At 46.0% G+C, this 21,837-nt stretch carries 23 protein-coding genes and 1 pseudogene; 3 read left to right on the top strand and 21 right to left on the bottom strand.

The window, feature by feature from the left end; genetic code table 11:
* Positions 1-61: 61 nt before the first annotated feature.
* The 12 genes from AC6I8Y_RS04405 to lafA (AC6I8Y_RS04350) form a co-directional block, all read right to left on the bottom strand.
* A complete protein-coding gene (locus AC6I8Y_RS04405) occupies positions 62-1,534 on the bottom strand; it encodes a protein adenylyltransferase SelO (protein WP_498020849.1) in 1,473 nt (490 codons plus the stop codon).
* A 406-nt stretch (positions 1,535-1,940) separates the two neighbouring features.
* On the bottom strand, positions 1,941-2,231 hold the full coding sequence (locus tag AC6I8Y_RS04400; protein WP_042474006.1) for a hypothetical protein: 291 nt from the start codon (positions 2,229-2,231) through the stop codon (positions 1,941-1,943).
* A complete protein-coding gene (locus AC6I8Y_RS04395; protein WP_498020848.1) occupies positions 2,224-3,192 on the bottom strand; it encodes an OmpA family protein in 969 nt (322 codons plus the stop codon). Before AC6I8Y_RS04395 ends, AC6I8Y_RS04400 begins: the two co-directional genes overlap by 8 nt.
* Before the next feature lie 47 nt (positions 3,193-3,239).
* Positions 3,240-4,109, bottom strand: coding sequence for a flagellar motor stator protein MotA (motA, locus tag AC6I8Y_RS04390; protein WP_498020847.1), 870 nt, complete (start codon positions 4,107-4,109; stop codon positions 3,240-3,242).
* Positions 4,097-4,804, bottom strand: coding sequence for a sigma-70 family RNA polymerase sigma factor (locus AC6I8Y_RS04385; RefSeq protein WP_498020846.1), 708 nt, complete (start codon positions 4,802-4,804; stop codon positions 4,097-4,099). Before AC6I8Y_RS04385 ends, motA begins: the two co-directional genes overlap by 13 nt.
* Before the next feature lie 8 nt (positions 4,805-4,812).
* Positions 4,813-5,247: a flagellar biosynthesis sigma factor gene (locus AC6I8Y_RS04380; protein ID WP_498020845.1), complete on the bottom strand. Its 435-nt coding sequence runs from the start codon at positions 5,245-5,247 to the stop codon at positions 4,813-4,815.
* 2 nt (positions 5,248-5,249) lie between these two features.
* Positions 5,250-6,689, bottom strand: a complete 1,440-nt coding sequence (locus AC6I8Y_RS04375) for a flagellar hook-length control protein FliK (protein ID WP_498020844.1) — start codon at positions 6,687-6,689, stop codon at positions 5,250-5,252.
* On the bottom strand, positions 6,686-6,988 hold the full coding sequence (locus tag AC6I8Y_RS04370; protein WP_498020843.1) for a hypothetical protein: 303 nt from the start codon (positions 6,986-6,988) through the stop codon (positions 6,686-6,688). The genes AC6I8Y_RS04375 and AC6I8Y_RS04370 overlap by 4 nt, the downstream gene beginning before the upstream one ends.
* Positions 6,972-7,376 (bottom strand): flagellar export chaperone FliS, encoded by a 405-nt coding sequence (gene fliS / locus AC6I8Y_RS04365; RefSeq protein WP_128649168.1) that lies wholly within the window; start codon positions 7,374-7,376, stop codon positions 6,972-6,974. The genes AC6I8Y_RS04370 and fliS overlap by 17 nt, the downstream gene beginning before the upstream one ends.
* 11 nt (positions 7,377-7,387) lie before the next feature.
* Positions 7,388-8,713 (bottom strand): flagellar filament capping protein FliD, encoded by a 1,326-nt coding sequence (gene fliD, locus AC6I8Y_RS04360; protein ID WP_498020842.1) that lies wholly within the window; start codon positions 8,711-8,713, stop codon positions 7,388-7,390.
* Positions 8,714-8,771: 58 nt separating this feature from the next.
* Entirely contained in the window at positions 8,772-9,626 is an 855-nt protein-coding gene (gene lafA, locus AC6I8Y_RS04355; protein WP_498020841.1) for a lateral flagellin LafA, read from the bottom strand.
* A gap of 21 nt (positions 9,627-9,647) precedes the next feature.
* Positions 9,648-10,508 carry a lateral flagellin LafA gene (gene lafA / locus AC6I8Y_RS04350; RefSeq protein ID WP_498020840.1) on the bottom strand — a complete coding sequence of 287 codons (861 nt, stop codon included), beginning with the start codon at positions 10,506-10,508 and terminating at the stop codon, positions 9,648-9,650.
* A gap of 173 nt (positions 10,509-10,681) precedes the next feature.
* Between lafA (AC6I8Y_RS04350) and AC6I8Y_RS04345 the strand changes: the two are divergent.
* The 3 genes and pseudogenes from AC6I8Y_RS04345 to AC6I8Y_RS04335 all read left to right on the top strand — a co-directional run bounded on the left by AC6I8Y_RS04345 (position 10,682) and on the right by AC6I8Y_RS04335 (position 14,104).
* Positions 10,682-12,761: pseudogene (locus AC6I8Y_RS04345) on the top strand (flagellar biosynthesis protein FlhA).
* 10 nt (positions 12,762-12,771) lie between these two features.
* Positions 12,772-13,329 (top strand): hypothetical protein, encoded by a 558-nt coding sequence (locus AC6I8Y_RS04340; protein ID WP_498020839.1) that lies wholly within the window; start codon positions 12,772-12,774, stop codon positions 13,327-13,329.
* Complete coding sequence (locus AC6I8Y_RS04335) at positions 13,283-14,104, top strand: 6-hydroxymethylpterin diphosphokinase MptE-like protein (RefSeq protein ID WP_498020838.1); 822 nt, start codon at positions 13,283-13,285, stop codon at positions 14,102-14,104. The genes AC6I8Y_RS04340 and AC6I8Y_RS04335 overlap by 47 nt, the downstream gene beginning before the upstream one ends.
* A 355-nt stretch (positions 14,105-14,459) precedes the next feature.
* On the opposite strand, the gene flgA is transcribed toward AC6I8Y_RS04335, so the two are convergent.
* Genes flgA through flgL form a run of 9 tightly spaced genes read right to left on the bottom strand, consistent with a single transcriptional unit; the run spans position 14,460 to position 21,833 of the window.
* Positions 14,460-15,122 carry a flagellar basal body P-ring formation chaperone FlgA gene (gene flgA, locus AC6I8Y_RS04330; protein WP_498020837.1) on the bottom strand — a complete coding sequence of 221 codons (663 nt, stop codon included), beginning with the start codon at positions 15,120-15,122 and terminating at the stop codon, positions 14,460-14,462.
* A 34-nt stretch (positions 15,123-15,156) separates the two neighbouring features.
* Positions 15,157-15,576, bottom strand: coding sequence for a hypothetical protein (locus tag AC6I8Y_RS04325; RefSeq protein WP_498020836.1), 420 nt, complete (start codon positions 15,574-15,576; stop codon positions 15,157-15,159).
* Positions 15,566-15,853 (bottom strand): flagellar biosynthesis anti-sigma factor FlgM, encoded by a 288-nt coding sequence (gene flgM / locus AC6I8Y_RS04320; protein WP_128649159.1) that lies wholly within the window; start codon positions 15,851-15,853, stop codon positions 15,566-15,568. Before flgM ends, AC6I8Y_RS04325 begins: the two co-directional genes overlap by 11 nt.
* Positions 15,854-15,913: 60 nt before the next feature.
* On the bottom strand, positions 15,914-16,921 hold the full coding sequence (locus AC6I8Y_RS04315) for a hypothetical protein (protein WP_498020835.1): 1,008 nt from the start codon (positions 16,919-16,921) through the stop codon (positions 15,914-15,916).
* A 48-nt stretch (positions 16,922-16,969) separates the two neighbouring features.
* On the bottom strand, positions 16,970-17,974 hold the full coding sequence (locus AC6I8Y_RS04310) for a FliG C-terminal domain-containing protein (RefSeq protein ID WP_234494311.1): 1,005 nt from the start codon (positions 17,972-17,974) through the stop codon (positions 16,970-16,972).
* Between the two features lie 22 nt (positions 17,975-17,996).
* Positions 17,997-19,670 carry a flagellar basal-body MS-ring/collar protein FliF gene (gene fliF / locus AC6I8Y_RS04305; RefSeq protein WP_498020834.1) on the bottom strand — a complete coding sequence of 558 codons (1,674 nt, stop codon included), beginning with the start codon at positions 19,668-19,670 and terminating at the stop codon, positions 17,997-17,999.
* Between the two features lie 14 nt (positions 19,671-19,684).
* The gene (fliE, locus tag AC6I8Y_RS04300; RefSeq protein WP_498020833.1) at positions 19,685-20,062 is read right to left on the bottom strand and encodes a flagellar hook-basal body complex protein FliE; all 378 of its coding nucleotides are present in this window, start codon (positions 20,060-20,062) and stop codon (positions 19,685-19,687) included.
* 26 nt (positions 20,063-20,088) lie between these two features.
* Positions 20,089-20,943, bottom strand: a complete 855-nt coding sequence (locus tag AC6I8Y_RS04295; protein WP_498020832.1) for an OmpA family protein — start codon at positions 20,941-20,943, stop codon at positions 20,089-20,091.
* A gap of 8 nt (positions 20,944-20,951) precedes the next feature.
* Positions 20,952-21,833: a flagellar hook-associated protein FlgL gene (flgL, locus tag AC6I8Y_RS04290; RefSeq protein WP_498020831.1), complete on the bottom strand. Its 882-nt coding sequence runs from the start codon at positions 21,831-21,833 to the stop codon at positions 20,952-20,954.
* Positions 21,834-21,837 lie beyond the last annotated feature (4 nt).

The raw sequence follows: 21,837 nt of genomic DNA, 5'->3' as shown, positions 1-21,837 counted from the left end.
TTAGCTCTGCGTGAGGTCACAAAAATGACATGGAAATGACCAAATGAGCATTTGTCACCCACTAGGACGAGCAACTGATTGCCATCTTTTTGCCCCAGTCGGGTGGTAACTTGGCGAGATAGTCGTATTCTGGTTGCTCATCATAAGGGGCTTTGAGCACATCAGAGAGCGTATGGACCAACGAAAAATCCCCTTGCTCTGCAAGTTCGATGGCCTGCTGAGCCAGATAATTTCTCAGTATGTACTTGGGGTTCACATCGCGCATTTTTTCGCAGCGCTCTGACGCGGACAGTGTCACTTTTTCGCAGCGCTGCAAATACTGGTTCACCCACATCACCGCTTTATTTCGGTCAACGAGCGTTCGATCAACGAACAAGTCAACAAGCGCAGAAGTGCCAACAGAATCGAGACAAGATAGCGCTCTGAAGAAACGGGTATAGTCGACTCTAGCCGTTTCCATCAAATCGAAACTCTCACTGAAAAAAGCGCCATCCTCAGGCTGTTTGGTGAACAAGCCAAACTTAGCGCGCATTTGAGCACTGTATTGACTCTGAAGTCGCGGAGTAAACTTCTCAAGGGTTGAGTCCAAGTCGGCACGTTCGATAAGGGGTGTTAACGTCTGTGCTAGCGCTGTCAAATTCCAAAGCGCAATGGAGGGCTGATTATTAAACGCATAACGCCCTTGGTAATCGGAATGATTGCAGATATACCCGGGCTCATAATCGTCCAGAAACCCAAACGGGCCATAATCAAACGTCTGACCGAGAATCGACATATTGTCGGTATTCATCACCCCATGAGCAAACCCTTTGGTCTGCCACTGCGCGATCATGTCAGCAGTTAGCTGCACGATGGCTTCAAACATGGTTAGATAAGGTTTTTCGGAAGTTTCACCGTCAGGGAAATGCCACTCGATGACCCTATCTGCCAACTGTTTGAGCTGCTCATACTGCTCTGTATAAAAGAAATGCTCAAAATGCCCGAACCTTATGTGTGACTCTGCAAGGCGCAGCAACAGGGCCCCTTGCTCAACTTTCTCCCGATACACAGGTGTATCGCTCACCATCATGCCCAGTGCACGTGTTGTCGGCACGCCTAGCCCTGCCATCGCTTCACTGCAAAGGTACTCGCGGATCGTCGAACGCAGCACAGCCCGCCCATCTCCCATACGCGAATACGGTGTTTGTCCTGCTCCCTTTAAATGTAGATCGAACACAACACCATCCGATGATATTAACTCACCCAAGAGCAGCCCCCGACCATCACCCAAATCCGGATTGTAGATACCAAACTGGTGCCCTGCGTATTTCATTGCTAACGGCTTAAACGCGTCATGAGATACAGTGCCAGAGAACGCATCAAGTAAACACGCAGATTGAGGTGCGTCATGACTGAATCCAAACTGTTCAGCCAACGGTTGATTCCAGCTCACCCATCTCAGATTGTCTAGTGGTGTTGGTGTCACGAACTGATAAAAGCCAGCAGGTAACGTCGCATAGCGGTGAGTGATAGTGATTTGATCGAGCAGCGGCATATCAGTCTCATTACGTGAGCACAAAGACGGTTGATATGAGTATAGAGGTTAGGAAAATTTAAAAAAGAAACGAAAAGTGTGGGTATTGCGAGAGGTTTTGAAGTTTTGAGATTTTGTCTAGAGGAACGCCCATTTGCGAGGATTGTTAATTGCAAAAAATGCATTGAATCGAAGCGTTTGGGCTGTCCCCTAAGAAGTACTGTTATTAGAGCATCGCTAGAACTGCGATCACTGTACCTAGAGAGAAAAGGCAAGTGCGACTAATAACGCCAAGGTTGGTAGGTTGAATCATTTCTTGATGCATAGGCAATATCTCCTTTTTATTACACTACGATTACAATGTAGGACGAAATGGGTGTTTTTACAACACATATCGCACTATTCTTTGAAATTGAGCCAAGTTTTTTCACCAAAAGACGGTCAAAACGACGATAACGGAACCTAAGAAGGTTGCAAAGCATATGGGTAGCACTAAGTGCTTGTCGCGAGAGAGGGTTAAGAAACCGGGCGGTTGATGAACGACAAAAGTGACCATAAGCAGATTGTAAACGGCTATGAGGATGCCAATCATAAAAACATCAAAATATACCAAACTCGTGACCAAATAGACGTAGAACCCTATTAATAGATAATCAACGACTATCAACCAAGCAAGGCATTTACGCATATTGGCAGCAGGGAAAGCGAGTTCAGTCATATCGTTTCATCACCTCAAACGGGGTTGTTGGCTGATTTCGAGCGGCCTCTTGTATCGCTTTTTGTTTGGATTTATCGACTAGACTCGTAAGCTCACTCTCATCTAAAGGCGGCTTAGCTTCATCCAAACTAAAGGCAGTCAGGTCCTTGTACACCTCGTTGAGCTGACGGAGTGTCTCTGCCGTCAGGATATACAACTCGATGCGCCTATTTATACCTGAATCAGGGTTCTCTAGATCAATCGGAGCGGTATCGCTCATACCTGAGACCTGAAAGATATGTCTCTCATGCAAGCCACCTTTATCTAGATAGTAACGTGCACTATTGGCTCGATTACTAGATAGTTCCCAGTTGGTCGTGCGTCCTCCTTTAAAACGACTGGCGTCGGTATGACCTGTGATGATCATCTTATTCTCAATATTGGCAAGCAGACGCGCCAAACTTAGCAATAGGTCTTGATAAAAGGGGGTAACTTTCGCGCCACCACGATAGAACATGGGCCCCTTCTCAGAGTCTGCAATAACCAGCTTAAGTCCTTGAGGGGTAATTAAAACGGCTACGCTGCCTAACGCATCTATGCCAGCAAGCTCTTGTTTCACGCGCTCAGCTAAGACTTCGAGCTCTTGTTGACTGTTGAACTCACCGGATAATACTGATGTGTCGTTGATTCGATGTAGGTCAGCGTCGTAGTGCGAGGTGGCGACCGATGACAGAGGCAATGGATTAACAGAGTTGCCACCCGTTTCCGTAGTACCATGATGCTGAACAGGATCGTTACCGTAAGCAAAATAATTGAGCAGCTTTTTCTGATCTTCAACATCCACAACTTGTAGTATCCATAGCACCAGAAACAGGCACATCAAGGATATCATCAAATCCGCCATCGCGACCTTCCAACCACCATGTTGCAGAGGATCGCGTTTTTTACGGCCTTTTCTGGCAAAAACAATGGGCTGCTCCATAGCGTCTCTCCCCCTGAGGATGGGATTAAGTTGTGAATGGTTCTACATCATTGAGACGGCTGCGAACGTAGTACTTCTACCGCTTTTTCTAGTTCAACAAACGATGGCTTGTAGCGGGTTTCAATATTCTTCCTTCCGGCGTTAGCACACATGTGTGCTGACTGGCCTTGAGAGTAAGCGGACAAAATCGATTTTACGCACTGCAAAGGTGCTACCTGGCTCTCTGACACATCTTTGATGCTACTCGACATTGGCCCTAGCACGCAGTAGCAGCCAAACACTCCCGTAAAGGTTCCCACCAATGCTGCGGCGATGTTTTTGCCTATTTCAGAAATCTCGCCATCTAAACCTTGCATGGTTAAAATGATCCCCATCACGGCCGCTAAGATGCCAAGTCCGGGCATTGCTTCGGCGGTGGCGTGTAGCTTTTCAGAAGGCTTAGTGTATTCATCCTCAAGATGCTCAATTTCTTCCTCTAAAAAAGCTTCAAGAAGATGGTGTGACTGCTTACCAGTAATCACCTGCCTGAACGAGTCGATAATAAAGTTAGTGGTCAGTGTATCCTTGGTCACCCTAGGGTACTTAGCAAAAATCTTACTTGAGTCCGGATTCTCCACGTGGACATCAAGTGCCTTAATGTTTTGTACTCGAGCAATATTGATTAGCTCAAACATCAAAGAGAGCAACTCTTGGTAATAGTCTTTGTTGTAAGATGTAGCGCGAAAAGCCAACCCTAGTTGTTGAGTCATTAACTTGAGGGTGCCCGATGTTGTCGACATCAATAAGCTAGCGAACGCAGCACCAAAAATGATAATGATTTCAGACCATTTAAAGATGAACTCAAATTTACCACCCAGAAAAATAAAGCCGCCAAAAATGACGCTGAGTACGACGACAACGCCTATCAACTTTTGCATGCGCCACTCTCCTTCATTCTGCTTTTCAGAATGTCCAACCCTCGATGCTTTAATCGATGCACTTTGGTTTCATTCACGTCGAGCACCATGGCAACCTCTTTGGTGTTAAGACTTTTGACATACACCAGATACAAAATTTGTTTTTCCATTTCCGGCAGCGTCTCGAGCACCTCTCTGACTTCTTCAAACAGCAACTGTCGGTCGGTTTCTGGCACTGCCGTGACCACATTTTCCAGCTCAATATCATCAAACACGTCGACTAAACTCATGGCCTTTTGAAAATCACTATCCTCTATGCCAAGAAAGTGACAAACTTCAACAGTAGTCGGCTCGCGGTTGAGCTGTTGAACTAACTTTTGCTGGGCAAACTTAATGCGATTGACGAGCTGACGTTTGTCACGCTCCATATAGTCACGCCGCCTCAATTCATCCACCAGCTCGCCGCGGATACGCACCGCTACCGCACGCCGGAAATCATCGTTAGCCACATGGTCAAACTTTCTCAGCTCAATGACGAGCGTCATCATGGCGGTCTGGCGTAAATCTTCAAATGTCCCTTCATCGACGGCATAACGGTACTGGTACAACAGCCCATTAATGAGCTTTAGGTTTTTCTGCAACACCAACTTCTCAAGCTCTTGAATACTCGATTCTTCTTCAGTTTGGGTATGTTGATATTTAGGTTGCAGTAACATCGTTCCACCTACTGAAAGACAGCCTTGGTCACGAGCACATCCCCTACCTGCAAAGACGCCACCTCTGATAAGTCATCTTTTAGGTCGTCCTGTATGACATAAATAAACTCTTTATTAAAAAAGTAATCCCTGTCTTTCACGCTGAACTTCTTAATGATTCGATTCTTAATTCGACTACGCTGTTCATTTAAGAAGCCCTCATTGCTACTGGGTGTAAACAGAGAGACATCGAGCAACAATAAGCTTTGTCGATTGCCAAGGTTAATGGGCACCAGCACGTTATCCACCTGCACTTCAACCTGCTCAATCGGTGTATCCACAGGCTCCTCAGAGCTAAACCAGCCGCCAATCATCTGCATTGAAAGCATGTTGCTTTGATAAAGGACAAAGCCGGCAAGACACAACGTCACAGTGAGTAGGAAGGTTACGGCTATTTTAATCATCGCTATACCCTCGCAATATAAGCCGTGTACTCAGGCACACTGGGTGACGCTTCGTCGTAAACGTCTTCTTGATCGTGCTCGACAAAAGAAGCTAGATACTGCTCCGGGTTCGCAGAATGTTGCTGCTGTGAGAGCGCAACGTCTACTTCAGAAAGGGCACTATTTTGTGCTATCAGCTCATGACGAAGGCGCTCTGACGTCGCCATCAAGACTTCTCGTGTCGTAGCCGCTGTGGCACTTATTTGGACCGTCAACTTGTCACCTTCGATTCTAAGTACCATTTCCATACGGCCAAGTTCCGGTGGGTCAAAACGTATTCGTGCCACCTGGCTATTCATATCAAGCTGGAGCTGAACCTTGTCCTTCACTACTTGATACATTTGTCGTTGTGCTTCTATTGGTAAGCTTTTTTCTACAATCAGATTGGTTGATGTGGCTCGGCTACCCAAATTATCTATTACTGAGGCAAGGTTTTCCGCAGACACCGCTAGGGTGTTAGTTAGTGTGTTTATTGTAGATGGGCTAATAGCCGTATGACTGCTAATAGGCTGCAACTGGCTAAACACAGTTTTCCAGCTTGCATCGTTTACTTTTAGACTGCTTGGAGTATGACTTTGCATAGAGCTTGCGTACTGAGCCAGAACATTCATTTCTGCACGAAGCGAATCACTATAAGGTGAGAACAAGGTTTCTAATTGAAACCGCTGGGCTAACTCGAGTTCATTTGGATTTGATGTATGTTGGCGATACGCCCCACGAGGTAGTAGTATCACGTCGCTGTCGTTTTTATAAGCAAGACCATCGACAAGGCTAGCGCTTTCCGACAATGCATTGTCTAGCGCGAGCGCCACATCTGCTGCAATCTTAGTTCTTAGAAGTGGAGTCTGGTCACTCACAGAGGCTTTATCACCCTCTATAGGTAGCCCAGAGGATACCGGTACAAGTGATCCAGTAAGCAACGCGCTATCAGCACCAAAATTGGCACTACAGTCACTACTTTCGCTATGGCCTGTGGTGCTAGGCACACTATCCGTCAAATGCGAAGTTGCCACTGTCGCTTTATGAGCCAGATTCAAAGCAGAACCTTCAGAAGCGAGAAGTTTACGTTCTGAGAATAAATAGGCATCGCTAGTGCCTAATCCTTGACTGGAACTCTGTATCAAACCGTCTTGTATGGTTACAGGTGAAACTTCGGCATCCGCTTCCATGTCATCCAGAGAGTAAGAGAGCTGCTCTAACGTGTTATAGAGCGTCTGAAATGACTGCGCTAATGGCGTCATTTGCGTGCTACCGATCTCCCGAGCAGAGTGCCAATATTCACTTTTCAATAAAGAGGAATGTGTAAACGAGGAATCACGATTGCTAGAGACGGACGTTTCAATGTCACCAAACACGGAAAAAGTAGTTCCCTGGCCGTACGGATTAGTCTGTAATTGCATCATGACTCCCTAGCCCTAACTTGCGTCTGAGCATACGCTTTGTCGCGCGTTTTTAGACTGGCATTGTGTTCAATTTGCTGTTTTAGAGCACTTTGTTCTACGTCTACCAACTGAACACATTGCTGGTGGATCTGTTTCACTTTAAGAACCGTCAAGTAAAAGCGCTCGTCATTTTGGTCAATGCTAGGCAGTACTCTCAATAGCACTTGGTTCCACCTGGCGATCGACTTAAAGTCTTTCTGCTCCAACGCTTGTTGTAGCTTGTTCGCTAGCCCTCGCAGTTGACTAGCCTTGAGCGTCATCGAGCCACTCCATCGCACCTTCCCAGCCTTCTTTGAGGTCGGTAACAACCTTGATGAACTGTTCAATCAGCTCTGGTTGCATCTCTTTTGATGCCTCAAATACGGTAGCAATACCATGCTCGTAAAGGGCATGAATGTTCTGAATAAGCGCTTCACCGCTAGAAAGGTCTAGGGATGCATCCAGTCCCACTAAGATATCGATACACTTTTGCGAAGACTTCGCTTTTAACTCCATATCCTTTGTTTCAATCGCGTATTTGACACTCTCTAACTCTTGAATTAATCGCTCATGAAGCATGCATATCAGCTCAAAACTGGACGACACCGACGCGTTCGCGTTCACTTGGACATTGCTGTAGTTCTCTTGCTGTTGTTTGCCTAATAACATGAGGTGACTCCTTACACGGTAAATAATCCAGAGACAGACTGTAGCTCGCTACTCAAAGCGTTGAGTTGGGTAAATTGGGAAAGATATCGGTTGTAATAAGTTTCGTATCTGGCATCAAGAGCCGAGAGCGCATCATTTATTCGGCTCTTTTCAGAGTTCAACGTATCGATACGACGGCTCAAAGAACCGTCTGAAAAGTCCAAGTAAGTCTCGAGCGTGGTTTCAAACGCTTGGAACACACCCGCATCACCAGTAAACAGCGTTTCTATATCTTGGGTTTTAGCCGCTTCTTCGAACTTGTCTCTATCGAGGCTCAGTTTTCCATCTCTATCTAGCTCTAAGCCCACTTCATATAGCCGAACACCGCCATAATCCTCTCTGATCACTGAGGCCAATTGATTCTTGATATTGCGAACGGTTGAATCAGAAGCAAGTACCCCTCTTGCATCATTCTCACCCCCAGATTGAGTCAAATTAGTAATTTCACTCACTGCACTGTTATATGCATCAACAAACGATTGGAGCGAATCAAGCGTCGCCGAGAAGTCGTCACTGACCTGAACGCTTGTTGCGGTATCACCAGATGCATTCGCTTTCTTTAGCGTGACATCGACACCTGAGACCAAATCTTCAAACGTGTTGCTATTATTCGTGAATAAAGCGCCCGCTTCTCCACCAATGGAAATTTGTGCATCTTGCCCTGACTGCACCACAGAAGCAGCCGCGACATCCGTCGTCCCCCAATCACTGGTCGCATCACTCGATAAACTGAAGATATTTTCCTCACCCTCAGAAACTGCACTAAACAGTACCTTCATCGCGCCTTGTGATTTGACGATAACGGCTTGCATCGAGTCTTCAAATTGGCCGTTGAAGTAAGTAACAAACTCGCTATAAGTCACATCTCCGCTGGCATCACTGTCTGCATCCATAATATTGATAGATTGAGCATCACCTGATTTGGTATTAGTCACGGTAAAAGAGCCATCTGACGCCATCACATCAGAAGGATCGGTTGAGCTCACATCCACCATCATTTGATGGTTTTGAGCCAACTTGTGAACGAAGATATCGAGGTCTAGATCTGTGACACTTGAACCGGTGGTCACTGAAAAGTAGTCATCGCTACTTGTCGTGGTTGCCTTTTGCATCAAGGTCGCACCAAACTTAGTGAACTCATAAGCTTGGTCATCCAATTTTTGCAGCGCCGATTTGATTCGATTGATGGCCGACGTTTGCGAGCTGATCGTCGACAGTTTTTGGCTATATCGCAGCTCAAATGGCTGCACATCCAACGTGGCGAAATTAGTCGCGAGCTGCACGGCATCGACATTCATTGTCCTATCCTCAGGCACTCCGAAGGTACAGCTCTACCCTTCGGATCACGGTTTTACCTTACCCCAGCAAGCTCATTGCAAGCTGCGGCACCATTTTCGACGCACTCAGCATAGAGGCGCCAGATTGCATCAACATTTGCTGCTTACTCATCATTCCAGACTCAGAAGCAAAGTCGGTATCCATAATTCGACCCTTCGCCGTTGAGACGTTTTCGGTCATGTTACCGAGATTGGTGATGGTGTGATCTAGGCGGTTTATGTAAGAGCCAAATTTCGATCTGGCTGTACCAAGAAGTTCAATCATTCCGCTGGCACCTGACAAGCTATCTACAGCTGCACTTGCACCACCCGCAGTAGCCAATGTATCCGAACCTAGGTTAGTTACCTCAGTGTTCACCGCTTGAACTTGAGTATCAACATCCGCAGTTAACTTTTCCGATGTCGTGGAGCCTATTTGGAATAGAACATCGCCATCATCAAATACACCTCCAGTAGTAGCTAGCAATTTCTGACCACCAAAGTTTGTATTATCCATGATGTTTTTTAATTCCCCTTGTAATGCAGAAAACTCTGAATTGAGAGCAGTACGATCAGCAGTAGTATTAGTTCCATTGGCCGCTTGCAGGGCAAGGTCATTCATTCGATAAGCAATGTTGGTCATCTCATCTAATGCACCTTCAGCCGTCTGTAGCATCGAGATAGCATCTTGAGAATTACGCATCGCGACGTTCATCCCTCTACTCTGTGCCTCTAGACGGTTGGCAATTTGCAAACCAGCTGCGTCGTCGGATGCCGAGTTAATTCTGAAGCCGGTGGATAGTCGTTCTAGTGATTTGGTCAACGAGTTGTTAGTAGATTGCAGTGTATTTTGTGTCACCAAGCTTGCGTAATTAGTATGAACCGAAATAGCCATAACATAGTCTCCCGTAATGTATTAACCAAGTAGGCTCATCGCCAGTTGTGGCACCATCTTCGATGCACTAAGCATTGAAGCACCGGATTGCATTAACATCTGTTGCTTACTCATCATTCCAGATTCAGAGGCAAAGTCCGTATCCATGATACGCCCTTTAGCGGTCGAGACATTTTCGCTCATGTTGCCAAGATTTGTGATAGTGTGCTCCAGACGATTGATGTATGCGCCAAACTGAGAGCGCGCATCACCTAAAGCCCCTATTAAGGTCACACCTGCAGTACCGACACCGGTGCCCGATAGGGCATTTATCGCTGCGTCAGCGGTCGAACTGATGGTTCCCAGAGAGGCTGAAGAAATAGCTGTAGTCAAACTCGACACTTTGGCAGATACATCAGCAGTAAGCTTTTCACTAGTAGTCGAGCCAATTTGAAATGCAACAGCTGCAGAAAAACTACCTGCTCCAGAAAACAGCTTGTTACCACCAAAGTTCGTGTTTGAAAGGATGTTAGATAGCTCCCCTCTTAGCGCTTGGTACTCTGAGTTAAGCGCTGTTTTGTCTGCGGACGTATTGGAACCATTGGCCGCTTGCAATGCTAGGTCGTTCATGCGATACGCAATATTTGTCATTTCATCCAATGCGCCTTCAGCAGTTTGTAACATAGAGATAGCATCTTGAGAGTTACGCATCGCAACGCCCATCCCCCTACTCTGTGCTTCCAAGCGGTTAGCAATTTGTAGACCTGCCGCGTCATCCGAAGCCGAGTTAATTCGAAACCCGGTCGATAAACGCTCAAGCGATTTGGTTAACGCATTATTAGTCGACTGCAGCGTATTCTGCGTCACTAAACTTGCGTAATTAGTGTGTACTGAAATAGCCATTTTGGTTTCCCCATCCTGTTAGCCGTTCACCTCTCCATAACGACAGACCAAAATTTCCATTTCAGATTTTTCCAAAAAATTTTCATAACCAAGAATTTTTCAAGTATCAATTTTGAGAAATGATTGAAATTTATCCTAGTATTTATTTCACTGATAACCACAAAACCTTGGCTATGGGTGATTTAATAAGGACATTATCCACACGACTCACGATTCCTATCGTGCTATTGATGATCTTGGCAATGGTGATTCTCCCTTTACCTCCATTGCTTCTTGACGCGTTTTTTACGTTCAATATCATGCTGGCCATTGTGGTACTGCTGGTAAGCAGCACCGTATCGAAGGTTCTCGACTTCTCTGTCTTCCCCTCCTTATTGCTCATCGCAACGCTGTTAAGACTCACACTCAATGTGGCGTCTACTCGAATCGTGCTACTGGAAGGTCACAATGGTGGTGACGCAGCAGGGAAAGTCATTCAGTCTTTTGGTGAAGTGGTCATTGGTGGCAGCTATGTTGTGGGTATCGTGGTGTTTATCATCCTAATGATCATCAACTTTGTCGTTATCACCAAAGGGGGAGCGGATTTCAGAGGTCTCTGCTCGCTTTACTCTCGATGCTCTCCCTGGCAAACAAATGGCCATCGATGCCGATCTTAACGCCGGAGCATTGGATCAAGAATCGGCCAAACAACGTCGAAAAGAAGTGGGTGAAGAAGCCGAATTCTATGGCTCGATGGATGGTGCCAGTAAATTTGTGAGAGGCGATGCCATCGCTGGATTGCTGATTCTGTTTATCAACTTAATAGGCGGTGTTCTTATTGGGATATTTGAACATGGTCTCAATGCAGAGCAAGCTTTCAAAACCTATGCTCTACTGACGATTGGTGACGGACTAGTCGCACAAATTCCATCTCTACTACTCGCTACCTCCGCCGCTATTATCGTCACTCGCATCAATGATGCAGACAACGACATAGCTGAAACAGCCAAACGTCAACTTCTTGCGACGCCACAAAACCTGTATATGGCAGGTGGTGTCATGTTTGTTATCGGTAGCGTACCTAACATGCCTCACCTCGCGTTCTATACGTTTTCTGTTTTACTCATTTTTGTTGGCTGGCGACAATCGGTATTTCAGCCTAAAGAGCAACACCAGCAAAACAGTGATGTGGCCACGCTCCCTCCCCCAGGACAAGAGCAAGTTATTGATTGGGGGATCATTCCTACCATAGATGTCATTGCGCTGAAACTCGGGTTTAAACTGGTTCCTCTGGCCACCGCTAAAAAAGGAGGAAACTTACTAAAGAGTATCCGCGGCAGCCGAAAAACACTGAGTGAGCAAATAGGGTTTGTCATACCAGAAGTCGTGATTAGTGATGATCTGTCTTTAAAGCCGTCTGAATATACCATCAGTATTGATGGCGACGAGATTGAACGCGGAGAGATCTACGCCGATAAAGTTATGGCCGTTGGCGGGCGAATTAATCACCCTGACATTGAAGGCATTGTTGGTGTCGATCCGGCCTATCAGTTGCCTGCGCTCTGGATTTCAACGACCGATAAAACCAAGGCGATTCATCTCGGGTTTCAAGTGATAGAAGTACACGATGTTATTGCAACCCATGTGAGTAAAGTATGCAGTGAACATCTAGATGCCATTTTTAATTACGACGACGTCAAAGCACTCAACCAACGCCTCGCGTCTCATCATCCCGATCTCGCCGAAAACTTATCGAGTGTGATCTCCCCAAATTTACAAATGCAGGTCATTCGGCAGTTGCTAGCACAGCAAGTACCCATTATTAACGTTCGTACTATCGCCAACACCATCATCGAGAGTATTGATACTATCAAAGACCCTATCTTACTCTCGTCAAACATCCGAGTGGCACTCAAACGCAGTATTATGAACTTGGTGGCACCTAACCAGAAGGCCATTAGTGCATTCATTATTGCTCCCGCCCTAGAAGCGGATATTAAAGGGGCTATTTCGTTGTCCCAACAAAACGACCCCGCAATTCCCCTCGACTCCATTCCGCTTGAGCCAGGAATATTGCAGAAGTTTCAGAATCGAATGCCAACCATTGTTCAAACAATGCAAAGCCAGAATGTTCCTCCAGTGGTTGTCGTGCCTCCTACCACAAGACCAATGATAGCTAAGCTTGCGAAAGCATTTGCCAAAGAGCTCATCGTTCTCAGCTACAACGAAATTCCGAATGATTACGGCTTAAATATCTTGGGTGAAATCGAATAAAGGAAACGCTATGAATGACATGTACCAACACAACATCACACTGATTCGACATCGCTGGCCCGAGGTTGCAGAGCGAATTGAACAAGCCGATATCAGTGAGATGTCGTTTGAAGTTGTCGAGGACAAAGCGGCAAGTTTAATCATTGATGGCATTCAATTATCGAGCACCATTGACCCTATCGAAGAAGCCTTTTTATTTCGGCAGTTAGTGGAAGGCAATCACTACATTATCTGGGGATTAGCGCTTGGTCACTTACCCGAGCTACTCACACAAGATGAAAGTGCGCAGACCATTGGTATTGTTTTGTTTAATTTTGATGTGACCAAACTAGTATTGCACCTGGTACCATTTCACTGGCTAGACGATCCTAGAGTTCAGCTTATCGCGATCTACGAAAGCGCACCTAACCTTAATCAAATGCTCGGCAATATCGCATTTCAAAATTCAGTCATCATTACAAGTGAAAGAATACTCGCCCAAAAAAGACAAACCCTGGTTATCACGACGTATGGACGATCGCTTGTATACGATCCACTGCCGACTGTCTCACCACGAAAGAGACTCTGAGTACCAGGAGATTGAAAACCAGAACATAAAGTTACTGCGAAAGCTGCGCCCAATTGAAGAGTATCTCGTCAAGCCTCTCAAAACGGCCATCATAGTCGGAGCAGGCCCATCGCTAGAGCATCACATTGAAGAACTAAAATGGGTATACCAACAGCAGGAACGGCCAGAAATTATTGCTGCGGCTACGGCATGCACCTGTCTAAAACAACACGATATCAAGCCAGATGCAGTGTGTGTCATCGATATTGATATTCCAGAGTCTTACATCAACTTTGATTTAGCAAAAAATACCCCACTCCTGTTCGCCTCTCGAATGCGGCCAGAAATTTTCACCAAATGGAAAGGCCCCAAATACTTTTTCCATCTAAGTGACCCAACCTATGACCGATTCGCCGAGGCCATTCCTTCATTTAGATTGTACGTTTATGGGTCAGTTATTCATCCAACCATTTACTCAGCATTGGCTCGAGGCGCCGATAAGATCTTACTGCTTGGCTGCGATTTTGGTTTTCCAAACGAAATCATCCACTCAGGACTCAGTAACGATACTGACCCTGATAGAAAAATGGATATGTGGATAGAAAATGGGTTAGGCGATGAGATTCGTACTGAAAGCTCATATCGCATGTTTCTAACGGGTGTTGAAAGTCTAATTCAACAAAACCCTGAGATTGATTTTGTCAATTGGAGCAAAATTGGCGCCAAAATCATCGGTACTCGATATCTAGATTACGGGAATATTGAAAATGAACTTAGATCTCAGCAAAACCTTTAACAAAGCCAGCGAATGCTATTACTACGGTGATTGTCTTAGTGGTGACAGAATGCTCAGCCTCTGCTTTCTCGCTCTAAGTAACCTTGCAGATGAATCTCCAGAGAATGAGAGTGTTATTTTGGAATTCATAAAAGCCATGCGAAAGCAACGAAATAGTGAAAACTATGTTGGCCTCGCCGACTCATTGATTCGAGTACGCCATCAGTTTTTTGACATTCAACACGAGTAGACGCTGTTTTTATGTTGAACCAACAAAAATGAAAGTTTAAAACAACACACAGTTCGAACGTAAGTACGCCTCGGAGTTTTGTCATTAGAAGATTACTTTATCTCCAGAAGCGCTAGATAAACCCTGTTAGAACACTCGAACCATATTCTTCTCTACAATGACTCCTTTCAGAGTTTTTCCTGACTGGGCATTGCGTATTGCAATCGTGTCACCCACCAAGCCATCTTCTAGCGCCACGCCATCTGTCTCTAAACTAAAGGTGCTTGAATGGTAAATCAGGTTAACTGGCAGACCTTTCTCAACATCATAATCCAGATAAAACCGTTTCGCGGTAAGAACATCCCCTACCCGCACCGTGCGTCGAAGCTTACTACCCACTAGCTGTGTTAAATCGAAAAAAACACTATCTGCTTTCTTCAGTGTTACCTTTTCAAAACGAACATCTTCTGGTTGCAGTCGATATCCTTTTTTCATCGCTTTGCCTGCTGTGGCAACTTTGATGGTTAAAGACGAGGTTGATGTTGCAGAAAGCTTCCATCCGAGTGGCGGGCAGCGCACAAACCACTTTAGAGTGCCCAAAGTAATCTGCTTGTTTACTGAAATGCTGGGTTCTATCGGACACAATTCCACATACAGCAATGCTTTAGAAAAACGCATTTTCACCTCAAGCTCATAGGGGTGCGGATAGCGACTATCCATCGCCGTAGCAATTTTCTTGGTAATTCTTTGGGTCAGCTCTTGCTTTGTGGTGTCTGCATAAGCTGAGCCGGATGAAAAAACGGCCAACATGCTTAACACCATTGGAAGCATACTTAATCGATAATTACACATTGATCTTCAGCTGCGGCGCTCCCATTGCCTCTTCCATAGCATCATGTTGCATCACCATAAGGCGTCCCTGTCTTGCCAGTTTGTGTTTGCAGAGGTGAACAGAACGCTCAATCTTACTGTCTATCTCCGTGACTCTCTTTAACGCCTCGCCCTTCAAGCGGCGTTGCACTACCTTGGCATATTGTCGTTCCGTACAACCTAAGTGTTTTGCTAGTGAGAAACGCTTAGTATCCGCTTCTGCCATCTGGTAGCTGAGCGACAAGATGGCATCATTAAGCGTTTCTAAGGAGTGATATTCTCCTTTTAAGATAGCCAGTCTGATTTCATCTAAGCGCTCTGACAGCAGTTGAGACAACCGAAAGATCACTTGGCCATAATGTAGATAGCCAACAATTACTTTTCTATTTTCCATGGTCTAGCCTCGCAATTACTCTTGCCAACTCATCCATATCAAATACCAGCTCTCCTGAGGCAATCTGAGCCTTAATTTGCTCCACCTTGGCGGCATCAATATCATCCATGCCATCAAACAAGGTCTTGCCACTTTCTAATAATGACACCTCATGCTGGGATAAATTGACCTGCTTAACCCTTGTCTTATGCTCAGGCTCCGTTTTCTTCTGTTGCAGGGCATCAACCTGAGTATTGGGAACAATATATTTAATATTGTCGACCTTGATGTTGCTCATATGCCATACCTAGCTGTTTTGATCTCTATTAGGCTATAACGACAACAAATTGATCCCATTTCAGTTTTTTCTCAATAGCTTGATGACGTTGTCACGACTTGGCCCCTGAAAGCTGCTATGAATGGATTGCAAAGACGTTTTAGGGCTGGCACTTACCTGCTCTTTAAAGCTCCCTACCTCTCTCAATTCTGGGTGAGAGCAGAACGCAATCAGTTGATTCGCTTTCTCTTTTTTTATCTTTAGCACCTTGGATAAGGCCAAATACATCTTGTTTACTCGCTCTAATACGCGCTCTATCTGGACGACAGCGCCCTTCTCATTGACCGCTAGCTGAGTGATATGCTCCAGTACAGGTTGTATCGGCAGGGCATTCACGGCGATAGGCGCCCCCTCCGCATAACGTCCACCTTGTCCCGACACGTAAACTTGGCCATCCCATTGACGCCACTGAGCATCAGGAATACCAATCACCAGCTCCTGCTGCTCGTTGAGCCTGAGCTGTAACTGAGCAAAGGCAAACATCATCTTAAACTGCTCAAGTAGCACCTCTCTGTCTTCGGTCCGCTCAAATGCTAGCGCAACGAGCCGGTTATTTATGTACAAAGAGACCACCTCATCCCTATAACGCTCTCGATTCATATCGAGCCCTGGAATGGTAAATTCCACCAGCACACTGTCAGTCTGAACAGGTGCAAAAGTCGAATCCAACACGTAACGACCAAACAACTGTTTCTTACTCCAGAACATGACTGTCTTTTTGATAACATCAATCTGGTTTGCTTGGGATGGCGTGTACTGAGGCAGCTCAGCCAGTCTGCGCAATTTGAGCAGCTCACTGGCACATGTACGCAGTACCTCACCAGCCAGAATCAGCTGGCTGTAACCCTTGTGAGATTCAGAAACTTCTGCAATGAGCTTTGGTCTTTCATGCAAATTCAGTTGCAGCATTTGTGGGTTAAGCACCGTGTGGGGGCTCGGCCTATGCTGCAGTTTTTCTGGTTTACGAATACGGCTTGCTGTAGCCGAACTCACCTCGCTCTTACGCAATCCTATGCTTGTTAACTTCATCGCCTCTCCTTGGCACTCAGGTGTGCTTCACCTTTCTTCGAATCTCAACTAAGTCAGTCTTGGTTCGTTAGCAAAATTGAGCTTGATCTGCCCTTCGGCTTGCAGCTCTTTTACGATATCGATAATCTCTTTACGAGCTTGCTCAACCTGACTCACTGGCACAGCACCAATGCGAACCAAGTTCTCTTTTAGTTCAGTCGATACTCGCTGTGGCATGGAATTAATAATGTAGAGTCTGCACTCTTTGTTGGTACCTTTAAGCGCATACGCCCAGCACTCCAAACTCACTCGTTCGTTGATGACATTGATGGTCTCTAAGTCTTGATTAAATAGGGTAAAGAAATCGAACATGGCTTCTTCCACCATCTCCGCGGTTTGTTTATCCCTATCGTGCAAGTATTCGAATAGATGATTCTTGTTGCCGGAGTAGCGATTGATAAGATTTGCCACCACCTTCGAGCCCTGCAAGCTTGAAGATCCACCACTGTGATAATTGATTTTGCAGCGGTCAATTAAGTCCTTTAAGGTTTCCATGAGACCCGAAGTCAGAACCTGGGTTTTAGAGATCTGTAAAATCAATTCATGACACTCTTTCTCTTCGTATTCGTCCATGACTCGACCACTGTATTCCAACGGCAAATGGGCGATCAGCAAGGCTTGAAGATTGATGTGTTCTTTTCGAAGGTCATTGACCAAAAGGTCTGGTGGGATCCATGCCAGCTTTTCCGCATGGGAGCGGATCTCGTCTCCGTAGATTTCCGAGACAAGGTCACGTGCCAAATTACCATTGAGGGTCTTTTCGAGCACATTAGTAATGTACTTTCGCGTCCCCCCTAAGATGCCAGAGTGACGCCTAAAATCATCAAAGAAACCGCTTAGGGATATCATGGCATCGGCCGCTTTGATGTCTTGCATTTTACTCATCGCATGGGTGATTTGCTTGATTTCTTCATGCGTGAACCCTTTAAGGACTTCCGCTCCTATATCTTCCCCCATGCTTAGCACCAACATGGCAACACCATCGACGGATTGATAGGTTTGTTTGTCATCCATGATTACTCCCCCGCTATTTAGACTATGCCTGTATCCATGTTCTCAGGATCTCTGCCACTCGATTTGGGTCTTCTTTGGCAATGAGTTTTAAGTGCTGTATTTGCACTTCTAATGGGCTATCTGCCGAAGGTAGGTTGTCATCGAGTGCTTTTATCCCTGTAGCGTCAATGCCGAGCGCTTCGAGTTTCGACTCCATAGCGGCTTGAGCATCACGCTCCTCTTTAGTAATGAGGTTGTCGTAGTCCATGCTCTCTGCTTCGCTCTCTTCTCGCTCAGCTGACTTAGTTAGGTATTGAGCGAGGGGTTTAAGTACAACCATGATCATTAAGCCACTGAGCATAACGCCCAATAGGTACTTGAGCGGCTGCATGATGTTCATGTTCTCGAACCACGGAACCTGCACTTGTTCTGGAATTGCAGCGACGACAAATGGAAAGTGCGTAATGTGGATGTTGTCACCACGCTGTGCTTCAAAACCAATGGCAGAGCGCACCACATTCTCAATGTTCTTAAGCTCTTCTGGCGTCCACGTTTGGTTCGGGTTGGCTAAGTCATTAACCACAACGGATACGGAAAGCTTGTTCAATACCCCTTGTTGGTGTTGCACATGTCTAATCTTCCCGCTGACCGCATAATCGCGGGAGGTTTCACTTCGATTCACTGTCGAGTTAGGGTCAGGTTGTTCTTCAGCATCAGTGACTGGCGGCGTGTTGCTCAATGCACCAGGAATACCCAGCGCCATAGAAGATTCGTTAACGTCGCTGAGTAAGGTTTCCTTGCGCACCACAGGGTCAGCGTAAATCTCTTCCGTTTCCTCTATTTTGGAGAAGTCTATATCGCTCGCAATCTGTACCCTGAAATTACTCACACCGAGAATGGGCGTAAGCATATCGGTCGCTTGAGCCACTAAGGTGCGCTCGACATTGCGTTTGTAGTCGCTTTGCTTGCCTGACGTCACCGTGATGTCCCCTACGGTGGCATCGTTCGACAATAGACGACCGTGCTGATCTACGACGCGCACGTGTTCTGACTTCAATCCGATGACTGCACCCGATACCAGGTTAATAACCGACTCTACTTGCGAGGGCTTTAGGTCCATGCCATTGATAATATGCACGATGACCGATGCCCTTGGCTGTTCAGCTTCTTCTCGCATGAACAAGCTTTCTTTAGGTATAGCCAAGTGCACCCTTGCCAGACTGACCGCACTCATGGTGGTAATACTTCGCGCAAGCTCGCCTTCTAGTGCATGCCTATACCTTGCGTTCTCCATAAACTGGCTCTCTCCGAGCCCTTTACTGCTGTCTAGAGAATCAAAACCACTGGGCAGTTGCTCCTTTAAGCCCTTGGAAGCCAATATCATTCGTATCTTGGCAACGTCTCTCTCTGGAACCAGGATTTGCCCGTCATCTTGGCTTAGCTGATAACGTATCGTCTCTTCATCCAACATCTGCAAAATCTGACTGGAGTCGTAATTAGACGATTTGCTGTATAACGGACGATAACGCTCAGCTGATGTCCAGAGCATAATCACTATGATAGCGGCAGTGATGGTCGCAAAAATCGTGATGATGATGACGTTACGCTGCGAGCTTTGCCAAAATCCGGCAAACCACCCTGACGCTTGACCCAACTTCTCTCTCGCCGCCCCTAAGTTATCGGATAGCGCGGGTTTGTTCTCCACCTCAGTCGCCATATGCTTTCCCTAGCCTAAATTGGCATCTTGATGATGCTTTCAAAATTCGACACCATCTTGTTACGCACTTGCATCAGTGCATTGAACGACAAACTCGCTTTTTGAGACGCTATCGTGGCACCTAGTAGATCATCACTTTGCCCAAGCTCGACTGCGGTGATCTTCTCCGACGCATGAGCTTGGTAATCGTTGACGGTATCAATCACACCTTTTAGCGCCTTACCAAACTGCAAACTGTTCTCGGCAACCGAACTCTCCACCACTTTACCGACCGGCTGATAAGCATTCGTTTCAACGGATTTAACAGACAGCGGATTGCTCGCTATCGATTGTGCGGATGCCATTTTGTCCAACATCTCCTGCTGAAGCTGAATGACGCTGATCTTGTCCATTCTTTTGTCCTTGTTTTTATTGTTTTCTACTTCCTAACCAGTCGAATTTCGACACGCCGATTCTTGTTTCTTCCCTCTGGGGTAGTGTTGTCATACTTGGGATACCGGTCGCCATGACCGCGAATTTCTATCATGGATTTTGACACCCCGTTTTCTACAAACCACTCAGCAACATCTGACCCCCTCTGCTTGGAGATCTGCAAATTGGCAACAGAGTCACCTGAGTTATCGGTATAACCATCTATCAGCACTCGAACTATCTTTTGGTCGCGCTTAATTAACGTACTGATGTCATTAATGATTTGCTTTTGTGTTGAGGTAAGCTCAGTCGAGCCTCTGGCAAATAAAAGCTCGACTTGTCTGGCATGCTGAAAGTTCACAGGTGGGAGCTGATAGCGGCACTCATTAAACTCTGTGAACGCTTGATTGAAGTGCGTCGTCGGGAAATAGACATCAAAATCCATCGCGTTAATGTTAAACCACGCTCCTCCCGCCATGTCTGCAAGCAGCAAATCAGCGCCATCTTTAGTAACGAGCTTGGTTCCACTACGAGAAATATTCTCGATGGTTGTGGTGGAATAGGATTTAGAGATCCCCCAAACCGGCTCCGTGGTATTGAAGGACGTCGATTTTGGTAACGAGCGAACGCCACGCTTTTCGACGCCTAACTCCAACGGCTCAGAAGCCACTAACGAGAACTGAACTCGGAATCCTGTATGCGGGTCGTTAGCGGCTAAGATGCAGCGATCCACCTTAGCTTCAAACTGCCATTTCACCGCATCAAAGGGAACAATGTATTTTTGACCAAGCGCTCCTAAGGGTAGCAATGAAGCCATCATAACTATTTTTCGTAACCCCTTGCCTGCAAACACAGTTCTCATCGATTCACCTAGATCAAGTCAAAAAGCGAAATGCCAGCAATTCGCGCGAAGGTTTTCTGAGTCGCTTCTAACGCAATCATGCTTTGATTGAGCTCTGTTGATGCTTCAGCATAATCGAGCTCTTCAAGACTGGTGGTAACCGTCTCTGCAAAGAACACCATATCGATACTGGTCTCTTTTTGCCTATCCAGAGAATTGTACTGGCTACCTATATCGGTCAGTGACTCTAGTATCGTTTGGTGGACCTGTTGATTACTCTCCAAGGCAGTGCCGAGAGCGGCTTCAAAGCCCACGCTAGGTGCTTCAAGCTCAGCGATCGCACTATCTAAGGAAGTAAAAATCACATTACTGCCAATGACATCGGTAATCGTCAGGTTGTTATTCACATATTGGTCATCGCCTACTTTGGTCTGGCGATAGTCATTGTTGCCTGTAAACGCATAAGTGGTTGCATCAATTGCGGCTGTAAAAATATCGGTGCCAGAAAACAAATAGCTTCCCTCGTTTTTTTGATTCAATGTGGTAAGCATTTCTTCTTTAAGGGATTTAAGCTCAAGTACAATACCTGCACGACTTTCTGTATCGAGTGCGCCATTTTTGCCTTGCAGCAGCAGCTCGTTGATCTGCTGAGAAAGCTCTTCAAGCGTATTAATATTGGTCTCGTAACGAGTAAGTTGAGACTGAACATTTTCAATGTTTCGCTGGTACTGCTGGTTGTCAGAAATGTTCTTCTTGAGCCCTTCCAAACGAACCGCCGCAATAGGATCATCAGACAGATGATTGAGCTTCTTACCGGTCGACATCTGCTCAAATACGCGATTGAGTCGGATGTTGTTGTCCATCAATGCTCGCTGCATGATGGCGTTAAACTGTGAGTCGGTGACACGCATCGTC

It is taken from the genome of Vibrio sp. KUL78 (assembly GCF_059725505.1).
The sequence above is the reverse complement of the archived record's forward strand: the minus strand, read 5'-3'. Positions and strand labels throughout refer to the sequence as shown.